Origin of the sequence: Paraburkholderia saeva, from assembly GCF_907164555.1 — a bacterium.
GTDB lineage: Bacteria > Pseudomonadota > Gammaproteobacteria > Burkholderiales > Burkholderiaceae > Paraburkholderia > Paraburkholderia saeva.
Window position 1 is genome coordinate 422,043 of the sequence record NZ_CAJQZC010000004.1, and the last position, 26,639, is coordinate 448,681.

General features: G+C 63.3%; 26 protein-coding genes and 1 pseudogene. 19 read left to right on the forward strand and 8 right to left on the reverse strand.

Annotation, left to right across the window (positions count from 1 at the left end; all coding sequences use genetic code 11):
- The first annotated feature begins 42 nt into the window (after nucleotides 1-42).
- The 7 genes from LPA36_RS13380 to iscX all read left to right on the forward strand — a co-directional run bounded on the left by LPA36_RS13380 (nucleotide 43) and on the right by iscX (nucleotide 5,498).
- Nucleotides 43-1,266, forward strand: coding sequence for an IscS subfamily cysteine desulfurase (locus LPA36_RS13380; protein WP_228877181.1), 1,224 nt, complete (start codon nucleotides 43-45; stop codon nucleotides 1,264-1,266).
- Nucleotides 1,267-1,342: 76 nt separating this feature from the next.
- Nucleotides 1,343-1,756 (forward strand): Fe-S cluster assembly scaffold IscU, encoded by a 414-nt coding sequence (iscU, locus tag LPA36_RS13385; protein ID WP_228877182.1) that lies wholly within the window; start codon nucleotides 1,343-1,345, stop codon nucleotides 1,754-1,756.
- Between the two features lie 129 nt (nucleotides 1,757-1,885).
- Nucleotides 1,886-2,209 carry an iron-sulfur cluster assembly protein IscA gene (gene iscA, locus LPA36_RS13390; RefSeq protein ID WP_064268965.1) on the forward strand — a complete coding sequence of 108 codons (324 nt, stop codon included), beginning with the start codon at nucleotides 1,886-1,888 and terminating at the stop codon, nucleotides 2,207-2,209.
- Between the two features lie 126 nt (nucleotides 2,210-2,335).
- Nucleotides 2,336-2,863, forward strand: a complete 528-nt coding sequence (hscB, locus tag LPA36_RS13395) for a Fe-S protein assembly co-chaperone HscB (protein WP_228877183.1) — start codon at nucleotides 2,336-2,338, stop codon at nucleotides 2,861-2,863.
- Between the two features lie 91 nt (nucleotides 2,864-2,954).
- On the forward strand, nucleotides 2,955-4,826 hold the full coding sequence (hscA, locus tag LPA36_RS13400) for a Fe-S protein assembly chaperone HscA (protein ID WP_228877186.1): 1,872 nt from the start codon (nucleotides 2,955-2,957) through the stop codon (nucleotides 4,824-4,826).
- Between the two features lie 117 nt (nucleotides 4,827-4,943).
- Nucleotides 4,944-5,285 (forward strand): ISC system 2Fe-2S type ferredoxin, encoded by a 342-nt coding sequence (gene fdx / locus LPA36_RS13405; RefSeq protein ID WP_228877187.1) that lies wholly within the window; start codon nucleotides 4,944-4,946, stop codon nucleotides 5,283-5,285.
- Nucleotides 5,286-5,300: 15 nt separating this feature from the next.
- Nucleotides 5,301-5,498 carry a Fe-S cluster assembly protein IscX gene (gene iscX / locus LPA36_RS13410; protein WP_090530349.1) on the forward strand — a complete coding sequence of 66 codons (198 nt, stop codon included), beginning with the start codon at nucleotides 5,301-5,303 and terminating at the stop codon, nucleotides 5,496-5,498.
- 118 nt (nucleotides 5,499-5,616) lie between these two features.
- On the opposite strand, the gene LPA36_RS13415 is transcribed toward iscX, so the two are convergent.
- From LPA36_RS13415 to LPA36_RS13435, 5 genes are all read right to left on the reverse strand, one after another.
- Nucleotides 5,617-6,315, reverse strand: coding sequence for a glycine zipper 2TM domain-containing protein (locus LPA36_RS13415; protein WP_228877190.1), 699 nt, complete (start codon nucleotides 6,313-6,315; stop codon nucleotides 5,617-5,619).
- 277 nt (nucleotides 6,316-6,592) lie between these two features.
- Nucleotides 6,593-8,122 carry a lysine--tRNA ligase gene (lysS, locus tag LPA36_RS13420; protein ID WP_228877191.1) on the reverse strand — a complete coding sequence of 510 codons (1,530 nt, stop codon included), beginning with the start codon at nucleotides 8,120-8,122 and terminating at the stop codon, nucleotides 6,593-6,595.
- Between the two features lie 164 nt (nucleotides 8,123-8,286).
- A protein-coding gene (prfB, locus tag LPA36_RS13425; RefSeq protein ID WP_228877194.1) for a peptide chain release factor 2 occupies nucleotides 8,287-9,391 on the reverse strand; the annotation gives its coding sequence in 2 pieces (ribosomal slippage) (nucleotides 8,287-9,309 and nucleotides 9,311-9,391; 1,104 coding nt in all).
- A 160-nt stretch (nucleotides 9,392-9,551) separates the two neighbouring features.
- Nucleotides 9,552-11,249 carry a single-stranded-DNA-specific exonuclease RecJ gene (gene recJ, locus LPA36_RS13430; protein ID WP_228877195.1) on the reverse strand — a complete coding sequence of 566 codons (1,698 nt, stop codon included), beginning with the start codon at nucleotides 11,247-11,249 and terminating at the stop codon, nucleotides 9,552-9,554.
- 28 nt (nucleotides 11,250-11,277) lie between these two features.
- Nucleotides 11,278-12,369, reverse strand: a complete 1,092-nt coding sequence (locus LPA36_RS13435) for a regulator (RefSeq protein ID WP_407674272.1) — start codon at nucleotides 12,367-12,369, stop codon at nucleotides 11,278-11,280.
- 137 nt (nucleotides 12,370-12,506) lie between these two features.
- Here LPA36_RS13435 and LPA36_RS13440 point away from each other — a divergent pair.
- The 12 genes and pseudogenes from LPA36_RS13440 (at nucleotide 12,507) to ftsB (ending at nucleotide 24,564) form a co-directional block, all read left to right on the forward strand.
- Nucleotides 12,507-12,685, forward strand: a pseudogene (locus LPA36_RS13440) (type II toxin-antitoxin system HicA family toxin).
- A 53-nt stretch (nucleotides 12,686-12,738) separates the two neighbouring features.
- Nucleotides 12,739-13,140 (forward strand): type II toxin-antitoxin system HicB family antitoxin, encoded by a 402-nt coding sequence (locus tag LPA36_RS13445; RefSeq protein ID WP_228877202.1) that lies wholly within the window; start codon nucleotides 12,739-12,741, stop codon nucleotides 13,138-13,140.
- A 32-nt stretch (nucleotides 13,141-13,172) separates the two neighbouring features.
- Nucleotides 13,173-13,502: a hypothetical protein gene (locus LPA36_RS13450; protein WP_228877204.1), complete on the forward strand. Its 330-nt coding sequence runs from the start codon at nucleotides 13,173-13,175 to the stop codon at nucleotides 13,500-13,502.
- Nucleotides 13,499-14,752, forward strand: a complete 1,254-nt coding sequence (locus LPA36_RS13455; protein ID WP_228877205.1) for a lipoprotein-releasing ABC transporter permease subunit — start codon at nucleotides 13,499-13,501, stop codon at nucleotides 14,750-14,752. The genes LPA36_RS13450 and LPA36_RS13455 overlap by 4 nt, the downstream gene beginning before the upstream one ends.
- Nucleotides 14,745-15,494 (forward strand): lipoprotein-releasing ABC transporter ATP-binding protein LolD, encoded by a 750-nt coding sequence (lolD, locus tag LPA36_RS13460; protein WP_228877207.1) that lies wholly within the window; start codon nucleotides 14,745-14,747, stop codon nucleotides 15,492-15,494. Before LPA36_RS13455 ends, lolD begins: the two co-directional genes overlap by 8 nt.
- 48 nt (nucleotides 15,495-15,542) lie before the next feature.
- Nucleotides 15,543-16,331, forward strand: a complete 789-nt coding sequence (locus LPA36_RS13465; RefSeq protein WP_228877208.1) for a TatD family hydrolase — start codon at nucleotides 15,543-15,545, stop codon at nucleotides 16,329-16,331.
- An 87-nt stretch (nucleotides 16,332-16,418) separates the two neighbouring features.
- Nucleotides 16,419-18,938: a DNA internalization-related competence protein ComEC/Rec2 gene (locus LPA36_RS13470; protein WP_228877210.1), complete on the forward strand. Its 2,520-nt coding sequence runs from the start codon at nucleotides 16,419-16,421 to the stop codon at nucleotides 18,936-18,938.
- Nucleotides 18,939-19,059: 121 nt separating this feature from the next.
- Nucleotides 19,060-19,863, forward strand: a complete 804-nt coding sequence (locus LPA36_RS13475; RefSeq protein ID WP_228877211.1) for an alpha/beta fold hydrolase — start codon at nucleotides 19,060-19,062, stop codon at nucleotides 19,861-19,863.
- A 187-nt stretch (nucleotides 19,864-20,050) separates the two neighbouring features.
- Nucleotides 20,051-21,712, forward strand: a complete 1,662-nt coding sequence (locus tag LPA36_RS13480) for a CTP synthase (protein ID WP_228877213.1) — start codon at nucleotides 20,051-20,053, stop codon at nucleotides 21,710-21,712.
- Nucleotides 21,709-22,563: a 3-deoxy-8-phosphooctulonate synthase gene (kdsA, locus tag LPA36_RS13485; RefSeq protein WP_228877214.1), complete on the forward strand. Its 855-nt coding sequence runs from the start codon at nucleotides 21,709-21,711 to the stop codon at nucleotides 22,561-22,563. Before LPA36_RS13480 ends, kdsA begins: the two co-directional genes overlap by 4 nt.
- Before the next feature lie 141 nt (nucleotides 22,564-22,704).
- A complete protein-coding gene (eno, locus tag LPA36_RS13490; RefSeq protein ID WP_090530388.1) occupies nucleotides 22,705-23,988 on the forward strand; it encodes a phosphopyruvate hydratase in 1,284 nt (427 codons plus the stop codon).
- Between the two features lie 120 nt (nucleotides 23,989-24,108).
- On the forward strand, nucleotides 24,109-24,564 hold the full coding sequence (ftsB, locus tag LPA36_RS13495) for a cell division protein FtsB (protein ID WP_228877215.1): 456 nt from the start codon (nucleotides 24,109-24,111) through the stop codon (nucleotides 24,562-24,564).
- Nucleotides 24,565-24,669: 105 nt separating this feature from the next.
- Here ftsB and LPA36_RS13500 read toward each other — a convergent pair whose 3' ends face one another.
- From LPA36_RS13500 to LPA36_RS13510, 3 genes are all read right to left on the reverse strand, one after another.
- Nucleotides 24,670-25,032, reverse strand: coding sequence for a hypothetical protein (locus LPA36_RS13500; RefSeq protein ID WP_228877216.1), 363 nt, complete (start codon nucleotides 25,030-25,032; stop codon nucleotides 24,670-24,672).
- A 59-nt stretch (nucleotides 25,033-25,091) separates the two neighbouring features.
- Nucleotides 25,092-26,042 carry an Hsp33 family molecular chaperone HslO gene (gene hslO, locus LPA36_RS13505; protein WP_228877217.1) on the reverse strand — a complete coding sequence of 317 codons (951 nt, stop codon included), beginning with the start codon at nucleotides 26,040-26,042 and terminating at the stop codon, nucleotides 25,092-25,094.
- Nucleotides 26,043-26,106: 64 nt separating this feature from the next.
- Entirely contained in the window at nucleotides 26,107-26,631 is a 525-nt protein-coding gene (locus LPA36_RS13510; RefSeq protein WP_228877218.1) for a gamma carbonic anhydrase family protein, read from the reverse strand.
- Between the last annotated feature and the right edge of the window lie 8 nt (nucleotides 26,632-26,639).

Genomic DNA, 26,639 nt, shown 5'->3' on the forward strand with positions numbered 1-26,639 from the left:
ATCGAAAGCCAGAGCCAGTACCCAGATTTCCCGGAGCGATTGATGAATAACGACATTCCCCACCTGCCGATTTACATGGATTACAGCGCGACGACGCCGGTCGATCCGCGTGTGGTGGACAAGATGATTCCGTATCTGCGCGAGCAGTTCGGCAACCCCGCATCGCGCAGCCACTCGTATGGCTGGGATGCGGAACGTGCGGTCGAGGAAGCGCGCGAGAATGTCGCCGCGCTCGTGAACGCCGACCCGCGCGAGATCATCTGGACGTCGGGTGCGACCGAATCCGACAATCTCGCGATCAAGGGCGCCGCGCACTTCTACAAGAGCAAGGGCAAGCACATCATCACGGTGAAGACCGAGCACAAGGCTGTGCTCGATACCTGCCGTGAACTTGAGCGCGAAGGCTTCGAAGTCACGTATCTGAACGTGAAGGACGACGGCCTCATCGACCTCGACGTGTTCAAGGCCGCGCTGCGCCCGGACACGATCCTGGTTTCGGTGATGTCGGTGAACAACGAAATCGGCGTCGTGCAGGACATCGAGACGCTCGGCGAAATCTGCCGCGAAAAAGGCATCATTTTCCACGTCGATGCGGCGCAGGCCACCGGCAAGATCGCGATCGACCTGCAAAAGCTGAAGGTCGACCTGATGTCGTTCTCGGCGCACAAGACGTACGGTCCGAAGGGTATCGGCGCGCTGTACGTGCGTCGCAAGCCGCGTATCCGGATCGAAGCGCAGATGCACGGCGGCGGTCACGAGCGCGGCATGCGTTCGGGCACGCTGGCTACGCACCAGATCGTCGGCATGGGCGAAGCGTTCCGTATCGCGCGCGAAGAAATGGCGACGGAAAACGAGCGCATTCGCATGCTGCGCGACCGTCTGCTCCGCGGCCTGTCGGAAATCGAGGAAACGTATGTGAACGGCGACATGGAAAAGCGTGTCCCGCACAACCTGAACATCAGCTTCAACTTCGTCGAAGGCGAGTCGCTGATCATGGCGGTGAAGGACGTCGCGGTGTCGTCGGGTTCGGCGTGCACGTCGGCTTCGCTGGAACCGTCATATGTGCTGCGCGCGCTCGGTCGCAACGACGAACTGGCGCACAGTTCGATCCGCTTCACGGTCGGCCGTTTCACGACGGAGCAGGACGTCGACTACGTGATCAACCTGTTGAAGAACAAGATTGCCAAGCTGCGCGATCTGTCGCCGCTGTGGGAAATGCATCAGGACGGTATCGATATTTCGACCATCCAGTGGGCCGCGCACTGACGCGCCAGCATTGACATCGACGTCGATTCCGAAATCGAAATCGAACGCGGTTTGAAACGAATCAAGGAGTGACATCATGGCTTACAGCGACAAGGTTCTGGACCACTACGAAAACCCGCGCAACGTCGGTTCGTTCGCGAAAGACGACGACGCAGTCGGCACCGGCATGGTCGGCGCACCGGCTTGCGGCGACGTGATGAAGCTGCAGATCCGCGTGGGCGCGGACGGCATCATCGAAGACGCGAAGTTCAAGACGTACGGCTGCGGTTCGGCCATTGCGTCGAGCTCGCTCGTCACCGAATGGGTGAAGGGCAAGACACTCGATCAGGCCATGTCGATCAAGAATACGCAGATCGCCGAAGAACTCGCGCTGCCGCCGGTCAAGATCCACTGCTCGATTCTCGCGGAAGACGCGATCAAGGCAGCGGTCGCCGACTACAAGCAGCGTCACGGCGAAACGACGCAAGCGGGCGAAAAGCAGCACGCGTAAGGCGAAAAGCAGGCAGCGGGCGGTTCCACGGCACGGCAACGTGTTACGGACCACCCGGGCGTGAACGAATATGGATGCAGGCAGGGCAGCGGGAACGCGACGACGCGTCACCGCGCAATGAGAAACGCTATGGCAATTACGTTGACCGAAAAGGCAGCACAGCACGTCCAGAAATACCTGACACGGCGCGGTAAAGGCGTCGGCTTGCGCGTCGGTGTGCGCACGACGGGATGCTCGGGTCTTGCCTACAAGCTGGAGTATGTGGACGAACTCGCGCCGGAAGACGAAGTGTTCGAATGCAACGGCGTGAAGGTCATCGTCGACCCGAAGAGCCTCGCCTACATCGACGGCACGGAACTCGATTTCGCACGCGAAGGGTTGAACGAAGGTTTCAAGTTCAACAATCCGAACGTGAAGGACGAGTGCGGCTGCGGCGAATCGTTCCGCGTGTAGATCCGCGCGAAGCGGGAAAAAGGCGGCGCGGGCCGCCTTTTTAATTTCCGCCAGGTGTTGTAGCCGCGCGTTACGCCGCACAGTTCACTTGCCTTCCATGCCTTTATCAACCGACGACGTAATCCGATGGCCTCGCTGACCGACAGCCACTTCGACCTGTTCAACCTGCCGGCGCAATACGCGATCGATGGCAGCACGCTCGATCACGCGTATCGCACGGTCCAGGCGCAGGTGCATCCCGACCGTTTCGCCGCCGCCGGCGACGCGCAGAAGCGCATCGCGATGCAGTGGGCGACGCGCACCAACGAGGCGTACCAGACGCTGCGCGATCCACTCAAACGTGCGACGTATCTGCTGTCGCTGCGCGGCATCGACGTCGGCGCGGAGAACAACACCGCGATGGAGCCGGCGTTCCTGATGCAGCAGATGGAATGGCGCGAAGGGATCGAAGACGCCGCCGCCGCGAAAAACGTCGATGCGCTCGATGCGCTCCTCACGGAGCTGCGCGACGAAGAGCGCGTGCGCTTCACGAAGCTGGGCGCGCTGCTCGACAGCGGCGCGAACCAGGCGGCGGGCGAGGCGGTGCGTCAGTTGATGTTCATCGAGCGCGTCGCGTCGGAAATTGGCGCACAGATCGACAGGCTCGACGATTGATGCGACGTTTCCGGTCACATTAGTCGCCGGTCAGGCGATTCAATCCGATTCAAACATTCACGGGTCGAACAATCCCCGAAGAAGATCACAGATGGCTTTACTGCAAATTTCCGAACCCGGCATGGCGCCCGCGCCGCATCAGCGGCGTCTCGCTGTCGGTATCGATCTCGGCACTACGAACTCGCTCGTCGCGGCTGTGCGCAGCGGCGTGCCCGACGTGCTGCCCGACGAGGACGGCCACATGTTGCTGCCGTCCGTCGTGCGTTATCTGGAAAAGGGCGGCCGCCGGATTGGCCGCGCGGCGAAGGCCGAGGCGGCGAGCGATCCGCGCAACACGATCGTGTCGGTCAAGCGCTTCATGGGCCGCGGCAAAAGCGAAGTGGAAGGCGCCGAGAACGCGCCCTACGACTTCGTCGATGCGCCCGGCATGGTGCAGATCCGTACGATCGATGGCGTGAAAAGCCCGGTCGAAGTGTCGGCGGAAATTCTCGCGACGCTGCGTCAGCGCGCCGAAGATTCGCTCGGCGACGAACTCGTCGGCGCGGTGATCACGGTGCCCGCTTATTTCGACGAAGCGCAACGCCAGGCGACGAAAGACGCCGCGCGTCTCGCCGGTCTGAACGTGCTGCGTCTTCTGAACGAGCCGACCGCCGCGGCGATCGCGTACGGCCTCGACAACGGTTCGGAAGGTCTGTACGCCGTGTACGACCTTGGCGGCGGCACGTTCGATCTGTCCATTCTGAAGCTCACCAAAGGCGTGTTCGAAGTGCTCGCTGCAGGCGGCGACTCCGCGCTAGGCGGTGACGACTTCGACCACGCGCTGTATCGCCACGTGCTCGCGCAGGCGGGCATCGCGCCGCAGACGTTAACGCCGGAAGACGTTCGCCTGCTGCTCGATCACGTGCGCGTGGCGAAGGAAGCGCTCTCCGGCGCGGCGAACGCGAAGCTCGACGTCATGCTCTCGAACGACACGAAGCTCGATCTGGCGATCGACGAAGCCACCTTCGAAACCGTCACGCAGGCACTCGTGCAGCGCACGCTCGGCCCCACGAAGAAGGCGTTGCGCGACGCGAAAGTCGCGCCCGCCGACATCAAGGGCGTGGTGCTGGTGGGCGGCGCGACGCGCATGCCGGTGATCCGCCGTGCGGTCGAGACGTTCTTCGGCCAGCCGCCGCTGATCAATCTCGATCCGGATCAGGTGGTCGCGCTTGGCGCGGCGATCCAGGCCGATCTGCTGGCCGGCAACCGCGGCGCCGATGGCGACGACTGGCTGCTGCTCGACGTCATCCCGCTGTCGCTCGGCGTCGAGACAATGGGCGGGTTGACGGAAAAAATCATTCCGCGCAATTCGACGATTCCGGTTGCGCGTGCGCAGGACTTCACGACGTTCAAGGACGGCCAGACCGCGATGGCGATTCACGTGGTGCAGGGCGAACGCGAACTCGTGAGCGACTGCCGCTCGCTCGCGCGTTTCGAGCTGCGCGGCATTCCGCCGATGGCGGCCGGCGCGGCACGCATTCGTGTGACGTACCAGGTCGACGCGGACGGCCTGCTCTCGGTGTACGCGCGCGAACAGCATTCGGGCGTCGAGGCTTCGGTGGTAGTGAAGCCCTCCTACGGTCTCGCCGACGACGACGTCGCGCGGATGCTCGAAGACAGCTTCAAGACCGCCGAAGTCGACATGCGCGCCCGCGCGCTGCGCGAGGCGCAGGTTGAAGCGCAGCGTCTCGTCGAAGCGACCGACGCGGCGCTCGCCGCCGACGGCGAACTGCTCGACGACGATGAACGCGTCCAGCTCGATACGTTGCTGGCCGCGTTGCGGGCGGTAGCGCAGGGCGACGACGTCGATGCCGTCGAGGCGGCGACCAAAGCCCTTGCCGAAGGCACCGACGAATTCGCCGCGCGCCGCATGAACAAGGGCATCCGGCGCGCGCTGGCGGGCCGCAAGCTCGACGAGATCTGAATCGCTGTAATCCCTGGATCAGGTGACGCGCGCCGATATCAAAAATACGCGCGCCACCGGTAAAATGGTACGTAGCCTGACTGACGGCGGCGTGCCGAGAGAACAAACGGAACCCGTATGCCTCAAATCGTTGTGCTGCCTCACGTCGAACTGTGCCCGGAGGGCGCGGTAATCGAAGCTGTGCCGGGCAAGAGCATCTGTGACAATCTGCTGGATAACGGCATCGAAATCGAGCACGCGTGCGAGAAATCGTGCGCCTGCACCACGTGTCACGTACTCGTGCGCGAAGGCTTCAACGCGCTCGTGCCGTCGGAGGAAGACGAAGACGACCTGCTGGACAAGGCATGGGGTCTCGAGCCGGAATCGCGGCTGTCGTGCCAGGCGATGGTGCCGGCCGACCAGGACCTCGTTGTTGAAATCCCGCGTTATTCGATCAATCACGCGAAGGAAAATCACTAAGAGGAGCGAGCAGCCATGAAATGGACCGACACGCAGGAAATCGCGATGGCACTGACGGACAAGCATCAGGCCGTCGATCCACAAACGGTGCGTTTCACCGATCTGCACCGCTGGGTGATGGAACTGGACGGATTCGACGACGATCCCAACCGATCCAACGAGAAAATCCTCGAAGCGATCCAGGCCGCATGGATCGAGGATGCGGATTACTGAGCACAATTGAGCCCAACGGGCCGCGCTGCTGAAGTGCGAAAAAAAGGCGATTCCAACTGGAATCGCCTTTTTTGCTTCTGGCGCCGCCGGATGCCAGGCGCGCCAGATACGTGCGGGTTTAGCCCGCGACGAGCGTGCCGTTCTCGACCCGCACACGTTCACCCTGCTGGAACGGCGGCGAGTCGTGATACGTGAAGTAGCGCGTCTTGCCGTTCTCCATACGCACGCGCACCGAGTAGCTCGTTGTGCTGCGGATATGCTTTTCGACTGAATTGCCGGCGACGCCGCCGCCGAGCGCGCCGAGCACTGTCATTGCCGTGCGGCCGTTGCCACTGCCGAACTGGTTACCGACGACACCGCCCGCCACCGCGCCACCCACTGCGCCAATACCGGTGCCGTGACCCTCGGTCTTGACGGCGGAAATCGCTTCAACCGTGCCGCAACTCTGGCAGTATGCCGGCTGCGCAGGCGCCTGCTGGGCGGGTTGCTGTGCGTATTGGGGCTGCTGGACTGGAGCAGGTGCAGGAGGCGCCTGCGGGGCCGGCTGCGGCTGCGCCTGCTGTTGCTGGGCGGCCTGTGGTTGCTGCGCGTAGTTGGCCGGATTCGCCGGTTGTGCGGAATCGACCACCGGCGGCTGGGTGCCGACCTGCGCGGCCTGGGTCTGGTCGCTCTGGGCGGCATTGCCACCTGCTTTCGGGAACACGCCGGTCACGGCCGCGGTTGCGGCGAGAGCGGCGACGATGACAGCGCCTGCAGCAGTCGCGACCAGCGGATGAAGGCGGGTTTTTTGCGTGGGTTGCGTGTTGGGATTGTTCATGTGTGACCTCCGTCTGGGCAGAGTCGACAGTTTTGTTGAGCCAGAGTGTCCGACAATTCAAAAGCGCCGAGGTTTCAAGTTGTAACCATGTCCGCGAAGCCCAATATGGCGCCCTCAGGCCACGTCAGGCGGAAAGGCGCCAGGGTCGGCTTTCTGCAACGGAGTGAGCGGAATTGAGCGCAAGCAGGGCAGCGCAGGATACGCAGCTTTTACCGATAGTTACAAACCATCGGATACGCCCGGCGTTGCACCGGGCGCAACGATACTAAAAGGCCTGTCAGTCTTCGCGACGCAGATGCGGGAAGAGAATGACGTCGCGGATGCTCGGGCTGTCGGTGAGCAGCATCACGAGGCGGTCGATGCCAATGCCGCAGCCGCCCGTCGGCGGCATGCCGTATTCCAGCGCGCGGATGTAGTCCGCATCGTAGAACATGGCTTCTTCGTCGCCGGCGTCTTTCTGTTCGACCTGCTTCTTGAAGCGCGCTGCCTGATCTTCCGGATCGTTCAGCTCCGAGAAGCCGTTGGCGATTTCGCGGCCCGTCATGAACAGCTCGAAGCGCTCGGTGATGCCTGCGACCGTGTCCGACTCACGTGCCAGCGGCGACACTTCAATCGGGTAATCGATGATGAAGGTGGGTTCCCACAGTTGCGACTCGGCCGTTTCTTCGAAGAGCGCAAGCTGCAGCGCGCCGACACCCGCGTTCAGGAACTGCGGCTGCGAAGCATCGACGCCGAACTTCTTCAGTTCCGTGCGGAGGAACGCGCTGTCGGCCAGTTGCGCGTCCGTGTAATGCGGCGCGAACTTCTGGATGGCCTGATTGATCGTCAGACGGTGGAACGGCTTCGCGAAGTCGAGTTCGCGGCCCTGATACGTAATCGTTGCCGTGCCGAGCGAGTCGATCGCGGCTTGGCGAATCAGCTGTTCGGTGAAGTCCATCAGCCACGCGTAGTCGGTGTACGCGGCGTAGAACTCCATCATCGTGAATTCCGGGTTGTGACGCGGCGACACGCCTTCGTTCCGGAAATTGCGGTTGATCTCGAACACGCGCTCGAAACCACCGACGATCAGCCGCTTCAGATACAGCTCAGGCGCGATACGCATATACATCTGCATATCCAGTGCATTGTGATGCGTGACGAACGGCTTGGCCGCCGCGCCGCCCGGAATCGGGTGCAGCATCGGCGTTTCGACTTCCATGAAATTTGCGTCCGACATGAAGCGGCGGATCGACGATACCGCCTTCGTGCGCGCGACGAACGTCTTGCGCGCTTCCGGCGTGACGATCAGGTCGACGTAACGCTGGCGATACCGCATTTCCTGGTCGGCGAGACCGTGGAACTTGTCCGGCAGCGGACGCAGCGCCTTCGAGAGCAGACGCAGTTCCGTGCAGCGCACCGACAGTTCGCCCTTGTTCGTGCGGAACAGCACCCCGCGCGCGGCGACGATATCGCCCAGGTCCCACTTCTTGAACGCGTCGTAGGTTTGCTCGCCGACGTCGGCCGGCGTGATGAAGAACTGGATCTGACCCGAGCCGTCCTTCACCGTCGCGAAGCTCGCCTTGCCCATCACGCGTTTGAGCATCATGCGGCCGGCGAGGGCGACCTGAAGCGGATTCGCTTCGAGCGTTTCCTTGTCGGTGGCTTCGTATTCCGATTGCAGGGCAGCGGCGTGATGCGTCGGACGGAAGTCGTTCGGATAGGCGACGCCCTGTTCGCGCAGCGCGCGCAGCTTTTCGCGGCGCTCGGCGATGATCTGGTTATCGTCGATCTCAGGAACGGCGTTCGTCGTCTGGGTCGGTTCGGTCATGATGGTTCGGTATTCGGGGTGGTCGGATGATGCAGACGGCGTGACTGCAGGAACGTCTGACACGCCAGCAGCAGGCGCGGAAACAGGTACGGCGATAAACCAGACTGCCGATCCGGTGGTGCCGGAAACGACGCGGCGCGGCAGGTGTTGCCGCGCCACGCCGCTTACACGCCCTGTTTCAGGCTCGCGCTGATAAACGGGTCGAGGTCGCCGTCGAGCACGCTCTTGGTATTGCTGATTTCGACGTTGGTGCGCAGATCCTTGATACGGCTGTTGTCCAGCACGTACGAACGGATCTGGTGTCCCCAGCCCACATCGGTTTTGCCGGCTTCGAGCTTGTCCTGCTCGGCCTGGCGTTTGCGGATTTCCGCCTCGTACAGACGCGATTTCAGCATCGCCATCGCTTCAGCGCGGTTGCGGTGCTGTGAGCGGTCATTCTGGCACTGCACGACGATACCCGAAGGCATGTGCGTGATCCGCACCGCGGAGTCGGTCTTGTTGATGTGCTGACCGCCCGCGCCGGACGCGCGGTACGTGTCGATCCGCAGATCGGCCGGGTTGATGTCCACTTCGATCGAATCGTCGACTTCCGGATAGACGAACACCGACGTGAACGACGTGTGCCGGCCGCCCGACGAATCGAACGGCGACTTGCGCACGAGGCGGTGCACGCCGGTTTCGGTGCGCAAAAAGCCGTACGCGTATTCGCCTTCGATCTTGATCGTCGCGTTCTTGATGCCCGCGACGTCGCCTTCGGATTCTTCGAGCACTTCGGTCTTGAAGCCCTTGCGCTCGCAGTAGCGCAGGTACTGGCGCAGCAGCATTGCCGCCCAGTCGCACGCTTCGGTGCCGCCGGCGCCTGCCTGGATGTCGAGGAACGCGTTGTTCGGATCGGCCGGGTTCGAGAACATCCGGCGAAATTCCATGTCGGCGACGCGCTGTTCGATCGAAGTCGCATCGGTTTCGCAGGAGACGAGCGTTTCTTCGTCGTCTTCCTCGCGGGCCATGTCGAAGAGATCCTGCGTGTCGCGCAGGTCGGCGTCGAGCGCCGTCAGTTTGCCGACGACATCATCGAGCAGTTTCTTTTCCCGGCCGAGCGCCTGGGCGTGCTTCGAGTCGTTCCAGACGTCGGGATCTTCGAGTTCCCGGTTGACTTCGATCAGACGACGTGACTTGTCGTCGTAGTCAAAGATACCCCCGTAGCTCGCCCGCGCGATGGCGCAGGTCTGCCAGAGAGGCTTCGATCGCGTTGAGACGTTCCGCTTCCATGTCGATCTTGTGTGGCTTCGTAAAAAGGGGAAATTATAGCCGATTGGCGCCCCCCGCCGGACGCCGATACGCGATCCGGCACGGGTTTTCGGGCGTTTTTTGCGTGGATCGGGCCGCTTTTCCGGCTTTCGACGTCAAGGCGCCGTGCGCCGCCCGGCGTCTAGCTAACCGCGTGTTCGACGATCAGCTGGACGCGCGAGACGCCGTTCCACGTGTCGCTCGCGAGCCGGTAGGCAAGCGTCGTGCGGGCTGGCAGCGTGTCGGTATGGTTGAACCAGATTGCGTTGAAGCGCTGCCGGCCGCGCAGAAGCTGCAGCTTCAGATGCTTGTCCTTCACGAGCGCCTGCGAGGCCACGTCGAACTCGCCGGAGAAAACTGGCGCCGGAAAGCCCTGACCCCAGACCTCGGCATCGATCATCTCGACGAATTGCGGCGTGAAGTACGCGTCTTCCAGATCGCCGTCCGTTTCGACGACGCGCGCGAGCGCGTTCTCGTTCAGCCATTCCCGGCCGACGGCTTCGAACGCGGCGGTGAAGCGCGGCACATTGGCGGTGGCGATCGTGAGGCCCGCGGCCATCGCGTGGCCGCCGAACTTGCTGATGAGCCCGGGCTCGCGCTTCGAGATCAGGTCGAGTGCGTCGCGCAGGTGGAAGCCCGGAATCGAGCGTCCGGAGCCTTTGACCGTCTTGCCGCTGTCGTCGGCGAGCGCAAACGTGAACGACGGACGGTGAAATTTCTCTTTCAGCCGGCCCGCGACGATGCCGATCACGCCCTGATGCCACGTTTCGTTGAAGAGTGTGATCGTGGTCGAACCGGCTGGATCGATCGCGGACAGATCGGCGAGCGCCTGCTGCTGCATGCCGGCTTCGATTTCGCGCCGTTCCCGGTTCATCGTGTCGAGCTGCTGTGCGAGTTCCCAGGCACGGCCGATATCGTCGGTGGTCAGGCACTCGATGCCGAGCGACATGTCCGACAGCCGGCCCGCCGCATTCAGGCGCGGGCCGAGCGCAAAGCCGAGATCGAAGCCGGACGCGGCACGCGCGTCGCGCGCGGCGGCGCGAAAGAGCGCCGCGATACCCGGCTGCATGCGGCCCTTGCGGATGCGCTGCAGACCCTGCGCGACGAGCACGCGATTGTTGCCGTCGAGCTTCACGACGTCGGCGACCGTGCCGAGCGCGACGAGATCGAGCAGGCCGTCGAGACGCGGCTCCGGATGCGCATCGCCGAACGCGCCGCGGCGGCGCAGTTCCGCGCGCAGCGCGAGCAGCACGTAGAACATCACGCCGACGCCCGCGATGCATTTGCTCGGGAACGTGCAGCCCGGCTGGTTCGGATTGACGATGGCGCGCGCGGCCGGCAACGCGTCGCCCGGCAGATGGTGGTCGGTGACGAGTACATCGATGCCCAGTGCGTTCGCGGCTTCCACGCCGTCGACGCTTGCGATCCCGTTGTCGACGGTGATCAGCAGATCGGGCTTGCGCGTTGCGGCGAGAGCGACGATTTCGGGCGTGAGGCCATAGCCGTATTCGAAGCGGTTCGGCACCAGATAGTCGATCTGCGCGCCGAACATCCGCAGGCCACGCACGGCGACGGCGCAGGCGGTCGCGCCGTCGCAGTCGTAGTCGGCGACGACGAGCATCCTGCGCCTGCTTTCGATCGAATCCGCGAGCAGCGCCGCCGCGTCTTCGCAGCCTTTCAGCGCGACGGGCGGCACGAGGCGCGCGAGGCCGGTTTCGATTTCGTCGGGCATGCACACGCCGCGCGACGCATAGAGCCGCGCGAGAACGGGGTGCAGGCCGTGACGGATCAGTGCTTCGGCATCGGCGGGGGAACAGGCGCGCGTAACGATTCGGGTCATGCAGTCAGGCCGGAAGAAGGTCGGTCAATCATTCGATGAAGAGCGAGGCGAACACGCGCCTGCGCCAGAATTTGCGCAGATCGCCGCGGGTCACCGCAAGCGTCACCGAGCCGGTGTCGCCGCAAAACGTCAAACCGAGTTCGCCGAGCGCGCCCGATTGCAGCGCGTCGAGCGCGGGCGCGAGCCAGTCGGCTTCGAGCGCGGCGAACGCGTCGTTCCAGCGCGCCCAGTCCTGCTCGATGTACGGCGCCGAGAACGGATCGATTTCAACCAATGTGTCGCCTTCGGACGAAGCTGCGGCAAACGCCGCGTACGAGGCCGGCGGGGCATCGGCTTCTACGCCGGCCGACAGCGCCAGACCGCGCGTCGCGGCGGCGTTCGACAGGACGCGCGTGAACGGACTTTTTACCGGCTGCGCCACGCCCTGCGCGTGGAACCAGATCGAGTTCACCGCCGGCAGTCCGCGCGCTTCGCGTGCCTCGTTGACGGGATGCTCGAACCACGCCATCTGCACTTCGTTCTGCAGTTTCATCCACGCACGCGAACGCTCGCCGGTATGTGCCTCGTGCGGCAGCCAGATTTCGATGTTGCGGCCGCTTGCGCGCAGCGGCGAAGCACCTGCGAGCGAGCCGAAACGGTCGCTCGACAGATACCAGCGCGACGGTTTCGGTGCCTCGATGCGCACGCCCAGTTCCTCGATCAGCGGTCGCGCGACGGCGAGCAGCGTGGCGGCTTCGTCGTCCTTCAGGTCGAGCGCTTCGGGATCGATCAGCACGAGGTGGTCGTGCGCGATCCGCACGTGCACGGGCTGAACGCACGCCCAGGTCGCGTTACCGGGCTCGCCGCCGTCCGCGCGCAGCATGTACGGTGCGAGCGGTGCCTCGTCGGCCGCCGGCTGCGCGGGCGACACGGCGCCGAACTGGCGCGCGACCCAGCGTTCGTGCGGCAGGGTGCGCTGGAAATCCTCGCCGATCACGCGCTCGACGAGCGTCGCGCGGGAGACGAGTCGCTCCAGTGCGGGAATGGCAAGGTTGTACAGCGCGGTGGAAGCGTCGGCCGCCGAGGGCAGCGCGAAGGGCAGGAGGAGCTGGAGGCGGGTGGGGTGCATGATGCCCGGCATTGTATGGCGAAAGTCCCGTGCCCTGTGGTGGGGTTGTGCAACACACGGTAGCGCGCCGAAAATACACACAAATACACAAATTTGTTGATGCATTCTGGTATGGTGTGTATATTTACACACAAGCATGCGGAGGCCGGATGAATTTATCGAAGCTGATCCGGATGCTCGAAAAAGACGGATGGTATGAAGTACGCGTTACGGGTAGCCATCATCACTTTAAACATGCCGAAAAGAAGGTCTTGTGACGGTCCCGCACCCGAAGAAGGATCTTCCGGCTGGCACCGTGAAGAGCATCCTGAAGGCCGCCGGTCTGTGATGGCGGGCGATTTTTCACCGGGATGGATTTTTAATTTGTGGAGAGGATCAGAAATGGATTTTCCCATCGCTGTCCATAAGGATGATGGGAGCGTCTACGGAGTGACCATTCCGGATATTCCGGGCGTCCACTCCTGGGGCGATACCATCGATGACGCAATCAGAAACGCAAAAGAGGCGATCACCGGTCATGTTTCGACCCTGGTCGAGCTGGGTGAGGATGTCGGTTTCACCTGTTCGACCGTGGAAGAACTGGCTGGAAAGCCTGAGTATTCTGGAGCGATCTGGGCGCTGGTGGATGTTGACCTGTCCCGGCTTGATTCAAAGCCCGAACGAATCAACGTGAGTCTGCCGCGCTTTGTTTTGCACAGGATCGACGCTTACGTCGAGGCGCGACACGAAACCCGGAGTGGTTTTCTGGCTCGTGCTGCCCTGGAGATGCTGGCACATGGCTGATCGGCGCTAGCGGAACTGCGAAGGCCTGCCCTGTGGCAGGCTTTTTTGTTGCGGATGTTCAGTGGCGCTACAACGTCCTGCTTCCCGTCCGTTCGGGCGTTGCCTTCGCGGCGTTACGGCGGAATATGGCAAACTTCGCGGTTATCCGGCTGATGGTGGAGAAGGACATCCGTGTGGGCCAGCACCGCGAGAAGCGGCCGGCGCGCAACATGCGGCGGAACCAAACGGCGGCGGTCGGCACCCAACGTTCACGGCATCGGGTCGCACCGAAGCGTCGTTGGCAGATGGATTGTCCGGGACCCGCATTTTCGCCAGCACACGCTGAAAAGAAGTCGAAGCAACACAGAAAAGGATTCGCTTGAAATTTCCCTACGAATGGCAGATTGGCTGGCGCTATACACGCGCCGGCAAGCGCACGACCGGTAACGGCTTCATTTCGTTCATCGCGCTCGTGTCGATGTCGGGCATTGCGCTTGGCGTCGCGGCGCTGATCGTCGTGCTGTCGGTGATGAACGGCTTCCAGAAGGAAGTGCGCGACCGCATGCTGTCGGTGCTTGCGCACGTCGAGATCTTTTCGCCGACGGGTTCGATGCCCGACTGGCAACTGACCGCAAAAGAAGCCCGCCTGAACAAGGAAGTGACGGGCGCCGCACCGTATGTCGAAGCGCAGGCCCTCCTGACGCGTCAGGACGCCGTGAGCGGCGTCGCGCTGCGCGGCGTGGAGCCGACGCTCGAACCCGAAGTGTCGGACATCGGCAAGGAAATGCGCGCCGGCAAGCTCACGGATCTCGTGCCGGGCGACTTCGGCATCGTGCTCGGCGGCGATCTCGCGACGAATCTCGGCGTACGGACCGGCGACAAGATCACGCTCGTCGCGCCCGAGGGCACCATCACGCCTGCCGGCATGCTGCCGCGGTTGAAGCAGTTCACGGTGGTCGGCGTGTTCGAGTCCGGGCACTACGAATACGACAGCACGCTCGCGCTCATCAACATCCGCGACGCGCAGGCGCTCTTCCGGCTGCGCGCGCCGACGGGCGTGCGTCTGCGTCTGCAAGACATGCAGCGCGCGCCGCAGGTGGCGCATGAGCTTGCGCGCACGCTCTCTGGCGACCTGTATATCCGCGACTGGACGCAGCAGAACAAGACGTGGTTCTCCGCCGTGCAGATCGAAAAACGCATGATGTTCATTATCCTCACGCTGATCATCGCGGTGGCGGCGTTCAATCTGGTGTCGTCGCTCGTCATGACGGTCACGAACAAGCAGGCTGACATCGCGATTCTGCGCACGCTCGGCGCGCAGCCAGGTTCGATCATGAAGATTTTCGTCGTGCAGGGCGTGACGATCGGCTTCATCGGCACGGCGACGGGTGTCGCGCTCGGCTGCCTCATCGCATGGAGTATTCCGTGGCTCGTGCCGATGATCGAGCATGCGATCGGCGTGCAGTTCCTGCCGCCGTCGGTGTATTTCATCAGCGAGCTGCCGTCCGAGCTGGTGCCCGCGGATGTGATCCGCATTGGGCTGATCGCGTTCGTGCTGTCGGCGCTGGCGACGCTGTATCCGAGCTGGCGTGGCGCGAAGGTCCGTCCGGCGGAGGCGCTGCGTTATGAATGATCGTCCCGTCTCCCAGGTAATGTCCGACATGTCCGGCGAAAGCGCTCCGTATCCCTATGTGCTGGAAGCCACCGGCATTTCGAAGGCCTTTGTGCAGGGCGGCCTCAATGTTCAGGTGCTGAACAACACGCAGCTTTCGGTGCGTCGCGGCGAGAAGCTCGCGATCGTCGGCGCGTCCGGTTCGGGCAAGAGCACGCTCCTGCATGTGCTCGGCGGCCTCGACGATCCGACGGCCGGTCACGTGTCCGTGATGGGCAAGCCGTTCACGAAGCTGTCGGAGCGCGAACGTAACGACCTGCGCAATCGCGCGCTCGGTTTCGTGTATCAGTTTCACCATCTGCTGCCGGAGTTTTCGGCGCTCGACAACGTCGCGATGCCGCTGCGCATCCGCCGCATGACGACCGAAGCCGCGCGCCACGAAGCGCTCGCGGTGCTGGAGCGCGTCGGCATGGCGCATCGGGCGAAGCATCGTCCGGGCGAACTGTCGGGCGGCGAACGCCAGCGCGTCGCGATTGCGCGCGCGCTCGTCACGAAACCGGCGTGCGTGCTCGCCGACGAACCGACCGGCAACCTCGACGGCGGCACCGCGGATACCGTCTTCAACCTGATGCTCGAACTGTCGCAGACGATGGACACGAGTTTCGTGATCGTCACGCACGATCCCGATCTCGCGGCGCGGTGCGACCGGACAATGCGCCTGCGTGATGGCGTGCTGTACGAGGAGCCGTCGGTGCCTGTCTGAAGCGGCGATATTCACCACTGAACCACTGGATCACACCGGGGCGCGCGCATGTGGATCGACACGCACTGCCATCTCGACGCGTCGGAGTTCGACGCTGATCGCGACGAGGTCGCCTCGAAGGCGCATCGGGCGGGCGTGTCGCGCATCGTGATACCAGGAATCGCGCGCGAGAACTTTGCGACGGTGCGTGAACTTGCACATCGTGTCGAAGGTGGCGCGTATGCCCTTGGCATTCACCCGCTCTTCACGCCGGGCGCGCAGGAATCCGATCTCGACGTGCTGCGGATGGAAATCGAGGCGAGTCTCGATGATCCGCTCTTCGTTGGCCTCGGTGAAATCGGTCTGGACTTTTTCGTACCGGGCCTCGATGACGCGCGCCAGCAGTTCTTCTATAACGGACAGCTGGAACTTGCACGTGAATTCGATCTGCCCGTGATCTGCCATGTGCGCAAATCGCAGGACCAGGTGCTGAAGGGACTGCGTCGGCACAAAGTGCATCGCGGTATCGCGCACGCGTTCAACGGCAGCTTCCAGCAGGCGCAGGCGTTCATCGATCATGGCATGCATCTGGGTTTTGGCGGCAACGTGACGTTCGAGCGCGCGTTGCAGATCCGTCGGCTTGCGCAGCAACTGCCGCTCGATGCGATCGTCGTCGAAACCGACGCGCCGGACATTTCTCCCGCCTGGCTGTACAAGGAACGCAACACGCCGGACCAGATTCCCCGTATCGGCGCGAGCCTGGCTGTTCAGCGCGGGATCAGCGAATCCGAGCTAGCACTTGGCACAACGGCTAACGCTCACGCCGCGCTGCCGCGGCTCGCACTTTCCTCTGCATAATTAACGCCGATGGTTCCCGCCGGGCGGATCATGCGCCCGGCGCGACTGCGTCTGCTGCATGCGTCCGGCGTCAGTCGGGGAGGGTGCATGCGCGCGGTGTGGTGTGGATTTGCGTTGGGCGTAGTGTGGCTGCAGCAACAGGCAATGCTGCCGGGCTGGCGCGCATGGCTGGTGCTCGCGCTTGTGGCGGGCGGTGCGGCTGCATGTATCGGCGGCGTGAATCTACGTGGCGGGTCGTTACGTTTTCAGCGGACGGTCATCTGGTTTGCGGTGTGGCTGCTGGCTGCGTGCGCCGGGTTCGGCTATGCGGCGTGGCGTGCCGAAATGCGACTCGCCCGTGCGCTTCCCGTCGAGTGGGAAGGCCGCAATATCGTCGTGCAGGGCTATATCAAAGGGCTGCCCGTCACGGATGCACGCGGTGCGCGCTTTCTCTTTGGCGTCGAATCGACCGACGCGAACATCGCGTACTTTCCGCGCACGATTGAACTGTCGTGGATCGCGGAAGGCGCGCCACCGCCCGCGCTCGAGGCAGGTGCACGCTGGCGGTTGACGGTGCGTCTGAAGCGTGCGCACGGCAACGCCAACTTCGGTGTGCGGGACGCCGAAGCGTCACTGCTGGCGCGGGACATTCGCGCGACCGGTTATGTCATCGCCCCGGCGGCAGCTGATCGACTGGCGGGTTCGGCCGGCGGCGCAGGCGTGGCGATCGATCGCTGGCGTGGCGCCGTGCGCGCGCGAATCGACGCTGCACTTGCCGGCGCGCCGCATCGCGGCATCGTTATCGCACTGGCAATCGGCGCGCAGGACGCCGTCAGTGCTGCCGACTGGCTTCTGATGCGAAACACCGGCACGAGCCACCTGGTTGCGATATCGGGGCTGCATATCGGCTTTGTCGCGGGGCTGGCGGCCTGGTTCGCCGGTGCACTGTGGCGTCGTTCATGTTTCTTCGGCCGCGACTGGCCGTTGTGGATACCTGCGCAAAAAATCTCGCTGACGGCGGGCGCGCTGTTCGCCGCGGCTCACGCGGCACTCGCGGGATTTAACGTGCCGGCGCAACGGGCGCTCTGGATGCTGGGTGTGGTCGCGCTGGCAACGATCAGCGGACGCAGTCTCGCGCCTTCGCTCGTGCTGGCATGGGCGCTGGGTCTTGTGCTGCTGGTCGATCCGTGGGCGGTCGTGTCCGCCGGCTTCTGGCTGTCGTTCTGCGCAGTCGCCGCGATCCTGTATGCAATGTCGGGGCGGCTACGCATGCACGACCACGAGCGGCGCGATCCAGAACCGGAAGCGACGCGCGTCACGCGGTTTCGCGACGCCTGCCTTCGATGGCTGTCGAATCTCAAGGCGCGGCTGTTCAGCAGCGCGCACGTGCAGTACGCCGTTACGATCGCGCTCGCACCGCTCACGGTGTACTGGTTCGCGCAGATTCCGCTCGTTGGGCCGGTTGCGAATGCCTTCGCCATTCCGTGGGTCAGCCTGTTCGTGACGCCGGCCGTTCTCGCGGGCGTCGGGTTGCCCGGGCCACTCGATGCATGGGCGTTTCGCGGCGCGCATGCGTTGCTCGATGTGCTCGTTGGCGGGCTGCAGACGATGGCGGCCTACCCGTGGGCGCTCCTGCGGCTCCCGCAGCCGGGAGCGTGGCCGCTGGCTGCGGCGGCGGTCGGCGTCGCATGGTGTCTCGCGCCGCGCGGCTGGCCGTTGCGCTGGGCAGCCCCGCTGACGTGGTTGCCTTTGCTGTTGCCGCCGCCGTCCGGTCCCTCGTTCGGCGCGTTCAGGCTTACTGCGCTCGATATCGGGCAGGGTTCGTCGATCCTGATCGAAACCGCGCATCACACGCTGCTATTCGATGCGGGGCCTGGGCCCGAGTCGACGCATGCGGGCGAGCGCGTCGTCGTGCCGTACCTGTATGCGAACGGCGTAAGCGCGCTCGATACGCTGATGATCAGTCACGCGGATTCGGACCATTCGGGTGGCGCGCCGGCCGTGCTGGCAGGCATCGAGGTGCGGCAGATGCTGGCCGCGCTGGCACCATCCAATCCACTCTGGGCAGCGGCCCGCGACGCGCGCGCCGACGTCGTGCCCTGCGCGGCCGGCCAGCGCTGGCGTTGGGATGGCGTCGACTTCGCCGTACTCTGGCCGGATGCAGGGCCGCTACAGGGCAAGCCGAACGCGCATTGCTGCGTTCTGCGCGTGAGCGCAGCGGGCTCGGATAGCGGTGGCGCCAGTTCGGACGGGCAGGCCCGCGAGTTTCATCGGCCGTTCACGGCGTTGCTCGCTGCCGATATCGAGGCGCCCGTCGAGCGCGTCCTGCTGCAACGCGATCCCGGGGCGCTTCGTGCTCACGTGCTGGTCGTGCCGCATCATGGCAGCAAGACGTCATCGACTGAGCCGTTCCTCGACTCTATCGATCCGCTTGTCGCGGTATTTCAGGTAGGCTATCGCAACCGTTTTCACCACCCGCATCCGGGCGTCTTGTCGCGGTATCTGGGTCGCCATATCGAACTCACCCGCAGCGACACCGACGGCGCGGTGCGTATCGAAGCCGCAGGGCCGGCGCTGTCGCTCGAACGGTATCGCGATACGCACAGGCGGTACTGGATGGATCGATGAGCGGGAGTTCTTTCCCGGAACGCAGCACATGCGCCGCACGGGCAGCACAATTAACACGTGGCAGCGACCGCGGCACACCGCAGCGCTTCGCGGAAAAAGCAAAAACAGGAGACAACGGCGCTTGAAAAACATCATCCACTTCTCGCACGCAAACGGGTTTCCCGCATCGACGTACCGCACGATCTTCGCCGAACTCGCGGACGACTACGAACTGCGCTTCATCGAGCGTATCGGCCACGACGCGCGCTTTCCGGTGACGCAGGACTGGCCGCATCTCGTCGAGGAACTGATCGAGGACATCGGCCGGCGCTACGAGCGGCCGGTGTGGCTGGTTGGTCATTCGCTCGGTGGCTATCTGTCGATGATGGCGGCGCTGAAAAAGCCGCAATGGGTGAAGGGTGTCGTGATGCTCGATTCGCCGGTAATCGCCGGATGGCGCAGCAGTATGCTGCGCGTCTCGCAATGGACAGGGCTCGACGAGAAACTCTCGCCCGCAGCGGCGACGCGCACGCGCCGCACACACTGGGCGAGCCGCGACGAAACGTGGCGGCACTTTCATTCGAAGCCCGCGTTCGCGCGCTGGGACGAGCGCGTGCTCTCCGATTACGTCGACTTCGGCATTCCGCAGACGGCCATCGATGGCAGCCGCACACTGGCGTTCGATCGTCGCACCGAATATCTGATCTACCGCACGCTGCCGCATACGCTCGGCGCGCGCCTGGGGCGCGGCACGCCTGTGCCGGTCGGTTTCATCGCGGGTACGCGTTCGAAGGAAATCCGTCAGGTCGGGCTCGACGCAACGCGGCGGGCCACCGGCGAACATCTCGAATGGATCGAGGGTAGCCATCTGTTCCCGATGGAAAAGCCGCTCGAAACCGCCCGCGCGCTGCAGCGGATGCTTCACGGGCTGGAGCGCGACGTGTGAGCGCCGCGACTCGCTGAGCGAAGCCTTCAGTGCGCATCGAGGGCGCCTGCATCCCAACCTGTGAGCGCGGACGGGCGGCGGCGCGGCGCAACGGAAAACGGTGCAGGATCGACGCTGCGTCGTCGCATATTGCTGGGTTGAGACCCTGCTTTACGGTATAATCCGTTTTTCCCGCGAGCATCCAGCGATGACCAAATATGTTTTCGTCACCGGCGGCGTAGTTTCTTCCCTCGGCAAGGGTATTGCCGCCGCTTCCCTCGCCGCGATCCTCGAATCGCGCGGTCTCAAAGTCACCCTCCTCAAACTCGATCCCTACATCAATGTCGACCCCGGCACGATGAGTCCGTTTCAACACGGCGAAGTGTTCGTGACGGAAGACGGAGCGGAGACAGACCTTGACCTCGGCCACTACGAGCGCTTCATCAGCACGAAGATGCGCAAGGCCAATAACTTCACGACGGGCCAGATCTACGAGTCGGTGATCCGCAAGGAACGTCGCGGCGATTATCTCGGCAAGACCGTGCAGGTCATTCCGCACATCACGAATGAAATCCAGGCGTTCGTCGAACGCGGCGCGGCTTCCGCGACGTGCGGCGAACCGGATGTCGCGATCGTGGAAGTGGGCGGCACGGTGGGTGACATCGAATCGCTGCCGTTCCTCGAGGCCGCGCGTCAGATGAGCCTGCGCCTCGGCCGCAACAGTGCGTGCTTCGTGCATCTGACGCTGGTGCCCTGGGTTGCCACGGCCGGCGAGCTGAAAACGAAGCCCACGCAGCACAGCGTGCAGAAGCTGCGCGAAATCGGTATTTCGCCGCACGTGCTGCTGTGCCGCGCCGATCGCCGCATTCCGGACGACGAGCGCGCAAAGATCTCGATGTTCTCGAACGTGCCGGAAGACGCAGTTATTTCCGTGTGGGACGCCGACAGCATCTACAAGATTCCGCAGATGCTGCATGACCAGGGCATGGACGAGATCGTCTGCGACGAACTGAAGCTCACGCCGAAGCCGGCCGATCTGTCGATGTGGTCGGATCTCGTCGAAAAGCTCGAACATCCGAAGCACGAAGTGACGATCGGCATGGTCGGCAAGTATGTCGATCTGACGGAATCGTACAAGTCGCTGATCGAAGCGCTGCGTCACGCATCGATCCACACGTCGACCAAAGTCAACATCGAATACATCGATTCGGAAGAAGTCGAAACCGACGGTGTAGAGAGCCTCAAGCACCTCGACGCGGTGCTCGTGCCGGGTGGCTTCGGCCGTCGTGGTACGGAAGGCAAGATCAAGGCCATCCGGTACGCACGCGAAGCGAAGGTGCCGTATCTCGGCATCTGCCTCGGCATGCAGCTTGCCGTGATCGAATTCGCACGCGATGTGGTCGGCCTGAAGGATGCAAACAGCACCGAATTCGACCAGACGACGGAAAACCGCGTGGTCGCACTGATCACCGAGTGGTACGACCGCGAAGGCAAGGTCGAGAAGCGCGACGAAGAATCGGATCTCGGCGGCACGATGCGTCTCGGTTCGCAACGCTGCCCGATCAAGCCCGGCACGATGGCGCAGGAGATCTACGGCAAGGACGTGAACGAACGTCACCGTCACCGTTATGAAGTCAATAACCGCTTCGTGCCCCAGCTCGAAGCCGGCGGCCTTATTATCAGCGCCCGTACCCCGAGCGAGGATCTGCCGGAAATGATGGAATTGCCGCGCGAGATGCACCCGTGGTTCGTCGGCGTCCAGTTCCACCCGGAATTCACGTCCACGCCGCGTGATGGCCATCCGCTCTTCAAGTCGTTTGTCGAAGCCGCGCTCGCCCATCATCTGGCGGGCGTCGAGGAGAAAGCATGAAACTGGGCGACTTCGAAATCGGCCTCGACAAGCCGTTTTTCCTGATCGCGGGCACGTGTGTCGTCGAATCCGAACAGATGACGATCGATACGGCCGGCCGCCTGAAGGAAATCTGCGCGAAGCTGAATATTCCGTTTATCTACAAATCGTCATACGACAAGGCCAATCGCAGCAGCGGCAAGTCGTTCCGCGGTCTCGGCATGGACGAAGGCCTGCGCATCCTGTCCGAAGTGAAGAAGCAGCTTGGCCTGCCGGTGCTCACCGACGTCCACAGCGAACACGAGATCGAGCAGGTCGCGTCGGTGGTCGACGTGCTGCAGACGCCGGCATTCCTGTGCCGTCAGACCGACTTCATCCACGCGTGCGCGCGCTCGGGCAAGCCGGTCAACATCAAGAAAGGCCAGTTCCTCGCGCCGCACGACATGAAGAACGTGATCGACAAGGCGCGCGATGCGGCACGCGAAGCCGGCCTGTCGGAAGACCGTTTCATGGCCTGCGAACGCGGCGTGTCGTTTGGTTATAACAACCTCGTGTCCGACATGCGCTCGCTTGCGATCATGCGCGAAACCAATGCGCCGGTCGTCTTCGACGCCACGCACTCGGTGCAGTTGCCGGGCGGGCAGGGTACGAGTTCGGGTGGCCAACGCGAATTCGTGCCGGTGCTGGCGCGTGCGGCAGTGGCCGTGGGCGTGGCCGGTCTCTTCATGGAAACGCACCCGAATCCGGCGCAGGCAATGTCGGACGGCCCGAACGCCGTGCCGCTCAATCGCATGGCCGCTCTGCTCGAGACGTTGCTCACGCTCGATCAGGCCGTGAAGCGTGCGCCGTTCCTCGAAAGCGATTTCAACTGATGCAGGCGTTCGCTGCGTGTCAGCCGGCGCGCTGCGAACAGACCGCGTGACGGTCGTCGAAAGCGTCCTGGCGCAAGCGGCTTCGCCGCGCAACGGATGCAGTTTCACCGTAAGAATCCAACGTCATTTCTTGAGGAAACCATGAGTGCTATCGTAGATATCATCGGTCGCGAGATTCTCGATTCGCGAGGCAACCCCACCGTCGAATGCGACGTGTTGCTCGAATCGGGCACGATGGGCCGGGCGGCTGTGCCGTCGGGCGCATCGACGGGTTCGCGCGAAGCCATCGAGCTGCGCGACGGCGAAACGGGCCGCTACGGCGGCAAGGGCGTGCTGAAGGCAGTCGAGCACATCAACACCGAAATCTCCGAAGCGATCATGGGTCTCGACGCGTCGGAACAGGCGTTCCTCGACAAGACGCTGCTCGAACTCGACGGTACGGATAACAAATCGCGTCTCGGCGCGAACGCGATGCTGGCTGTTTCGATGGCCGTCGCGAAGGCCGCGGCTGAAGAGGCCGGCCTGCCGCTCTATCGCTACTTCGGCGGCTCGGGCGCGATGCAACTGCCGGTGCCGATGATGAACATCGTCAACGGCGGCGCGCACGCCAACAACAGCCTCGACATCCAGGAATTCATGATCGTGCCGGTGAGCCAGCCGACGTTCCGTGAAGCCCTGCGTTGCGGCGCCGAAGTGTTCCACGCACTCAAGAAGATCCTGAGCGACCGTGGTATGAGCACGGCTGTGGGCGACGAAGGCGGCTTCGCACCGAACTTCGGCAGCAACGACGAATGCCTGTCGACGATCCTGCAAGCCATCGAGAAAGCCGGCTATCGCGCGGGCGAAGACGTGCTGCTTGCGCTCGACTGCGCAGCGAGCGAGTTCTACCACGACGGCAAGTACCAGCTCGCGGGCGAAGGGCTGCAACTGTCGTCGACGGAATTCGCAGACTACCTCGCCACGCTCGCCGACAAGTTCCCGATCGTCTCGATCGAAGACGGCATGCATGAGAGCGACTGGGAAGGCTGGAAGATCCTGACGGAAAAGCTCGGCAAGAAAATCCAGCTGGTCGGCGACGATCTGTTCGTGACGAACACGCGCATCCTGAAGGAAGGCATCGAGAAGGGCATCGCAAACTCGATCCTGATCAAGATCAACCAGATCGGTACGCTGACGGAAACGTTCGCCGCTATCGAAATGGCGAAGCGCGCGGGCTACACCGCTGTGATTTCGCACCGCTCGGGCGAAACGGAAGATTCGACGATCGCCGATATCGCGGTTGGCCTGAACGCCGGCCAGATCAAGACGGGTTCGCTGTCGCGTTCTGACCGTATCTCGAAGTACAACCAGCTGCTGCGTATCGAGGAAGATCTCGGCGATATCGCCAGCTATCCGGGCAAGTCGGCGTTCTACAATCTGCGCTAACCGCGCGACGATTGTGCACTGAGCGCGAATTCGACCTTTGAACCGGTCACACTTCGTTTCTGGATCGACCCGCCGCCCTGCGTATAGCGCAGGGCGGCGCGTATTATTTGTGCTCTCTTCATGCGGCTTGTCACTGTCGTTTTGATCGTCCTGCTGGCGTTGATCCAGTACCCGCTCTGGTGGGGGCATGGTGGCTGGCTACGCGTACACGAACTGCAGCAGCAGCTCGCGCTTCAGCAAAAGAAGAACGCCGACGCGAAATTGCGCAACGAGCGTATCGATGGCGAAGTGCACGATCTGCAGAACGGCACCGCCGCCGTTGAAGAACGCGCGCGTTACGAAATGGGCATGGTGAAGGACGGCGAAGTGTTCGTGCAGTTCGTGTTGCCGAATGCGCCGTTGCCGACGTCGAACACGTCATCGGTTACGACGTCGACGCGCGGTGAGGTGTCAGCCGCACCGTTGCACGTGGTGCCGAATCCGGAGTCGCGCGCGAAGCCCGACAAAAAGCACGGCGCGAAGAAAGACTCAAAGTCGGATGCAAAGCCGGAGCAGAAGCAGAAAGGTGCGGGCTAGGGCGCTCTTCAGCGCCCTGGCTTCGAACATGAGAAAGCCGCCCATCGGGCGGCTTTTTTTTCGACCTGGCACGTGCGGGCGCAACGCGCACCAGCCGGGCAAATTTCACCAGCCCCAGCCTGTGCCCAAACCGACACCCCAACCTGATCCCCAGCCACCACCGTAATAGCTTCCGTAGACGCTGACGGGCGGCGTGTAATACCGCGACCACGCCTGAGCCGCCGCTTCCGCTGCCATCGCCTGGTTCTGGTCCGCGAGCACCTGCCGGTCGATCGCGTCGTAACGTGCGCGTTCTTCGGGCGTCAACGGCTGGGCTTTCGCCGGAATGCCAGACTGGTCGGCCGGCAGGCGGCTATAGATTGGCGAGGGCCCGGGCGGGTCCATGACGCAGCCCGTCAGCGCAACACTGCCCGCGGCGGCAGACAGCGTCACGAGAACCGGCAACGAACGAAGCAGTGAGGTCTTCATGTCAGGCTCTTTCTGGACAGCGGGCAACGCGCCACATCAGGCAACCTGGAACGCACCGTTCAGTGTCGTTGACCTGCCGCCGGTGTCACTCCTTCTGAGAGCCCGCTCACGAGGAAAAGTTGCGCCACGTCGACCGGGTCGAATTCGTAACGCTGGTTGCAGAATTCGCAGTGAATTTCGACGTGTCCGCGTTCCTCGATCACGCTGTCGACTTCTTCGCGACCGAGCATCTTCAGCATCGCGCCGACCTTGCCGCGTGAGCAGCTGCATTCGAAGCGCGCTGGCGTCGGTGCGAAGTGCTGGACGTTTTCCTGCCAGAACAGGCGGCGAAACACCGTTTCCGGTTCTTCCTTCAGCAGTTCGTCGTTCGACAGCGTGCCGCCGAGCGTGCAAACGCGCTCCCACGTATCCGCGTCGAGCTCACCCGGATGCGGCACGATGCCCCCATCACCCGGCAGTTTCTGCAGCAGCAGACCGACAGCACGCTCCGAATCCGCCGCGAGCCACAGACGCGTATCCAGCTGCTCGGAGTGATGCATGTAATGTTCGAGCACGTCGGCCATCGTTTGCAGCGGGCCGTCCGCGCTGTTGAGCGGCACGATACTTTGATACGGCTGCTGGCCGGGCTGCTTTTCGCGCGGGTCGAGCGTGATCACGCAGCGGCCGTTGCCGTTGGCGTTCAGCAGGTCGGTGAGCGAGGTGTCGTCGCCGATCGTGCTGGCGACATCGCCGGAAAACTTGGCCGTGGCGCGCATCGACAGATCCGAGCTGCATTGCACGACCAGCATCTTGACGGGTCCGTCGCCGAAAATCTGCATGACGAGCGTGCCGTCGAATTTCAGGTTCGCCGACAGCAGCGCGCACGCCGCCATCATTTCGCCGAGCACGTTGCGCACGGGTGCCGGGTAATCGCGACGCGTCAATACTTCCTGCCACGTGTTTCGCAGCGAGACGATCTCGCCGCGAACCGGTGCCGCGTTGAACATGAATTTTTGCAACTGGTCGTTCACAACTTTTCCTCGGTCGAATGGCGCCTTTCTGTCAGTGCGCCTTGCGCGTCGCGCATGCCGGCTCTTAGCCGACGCGCACGAGCTGCGCCTTGAAATAATCCCTGCGTTCCACATAGCTTGCCGCAGCGCGCCGCAGGTTCGCGATGTCCGCTTCTGTCAGCTCGCGCACGACTTTCGCGGGGGCGCCCAGAATCAGCGAATTGTCGGGAAATACCTTGCCCTCGGTCACGACGGCACCGGCGCCAACCAGACAGTTGCGGCCGATGACCGCTCCATTCAAGACCACCGCCTGAATTCCGATCAGCGCGCCTTCCTTGATCGTGCAGCCGTGCAGCATCACCTGATGGCCAATTGTGACGTCGTTTTCGATCGTCATCGGGAAACCGGGGTCGGTGTGCAGCACCGCGTTTTCCTGAATATTGCTGCCCGCGCCGATCGAAATCTCGTCGTTGTCGCCGCGGATCGTGACGCCGAACCAGACGCTCGCGTTTTCGTCGATGGCGACCTTGCCGATGATGGTCGCCGTATCGGCGACAAACACGCTTTCGTGGATGCTCGGTGCCGCATCGCCAAGTTTGTAGATTGCCACAGTGTCTC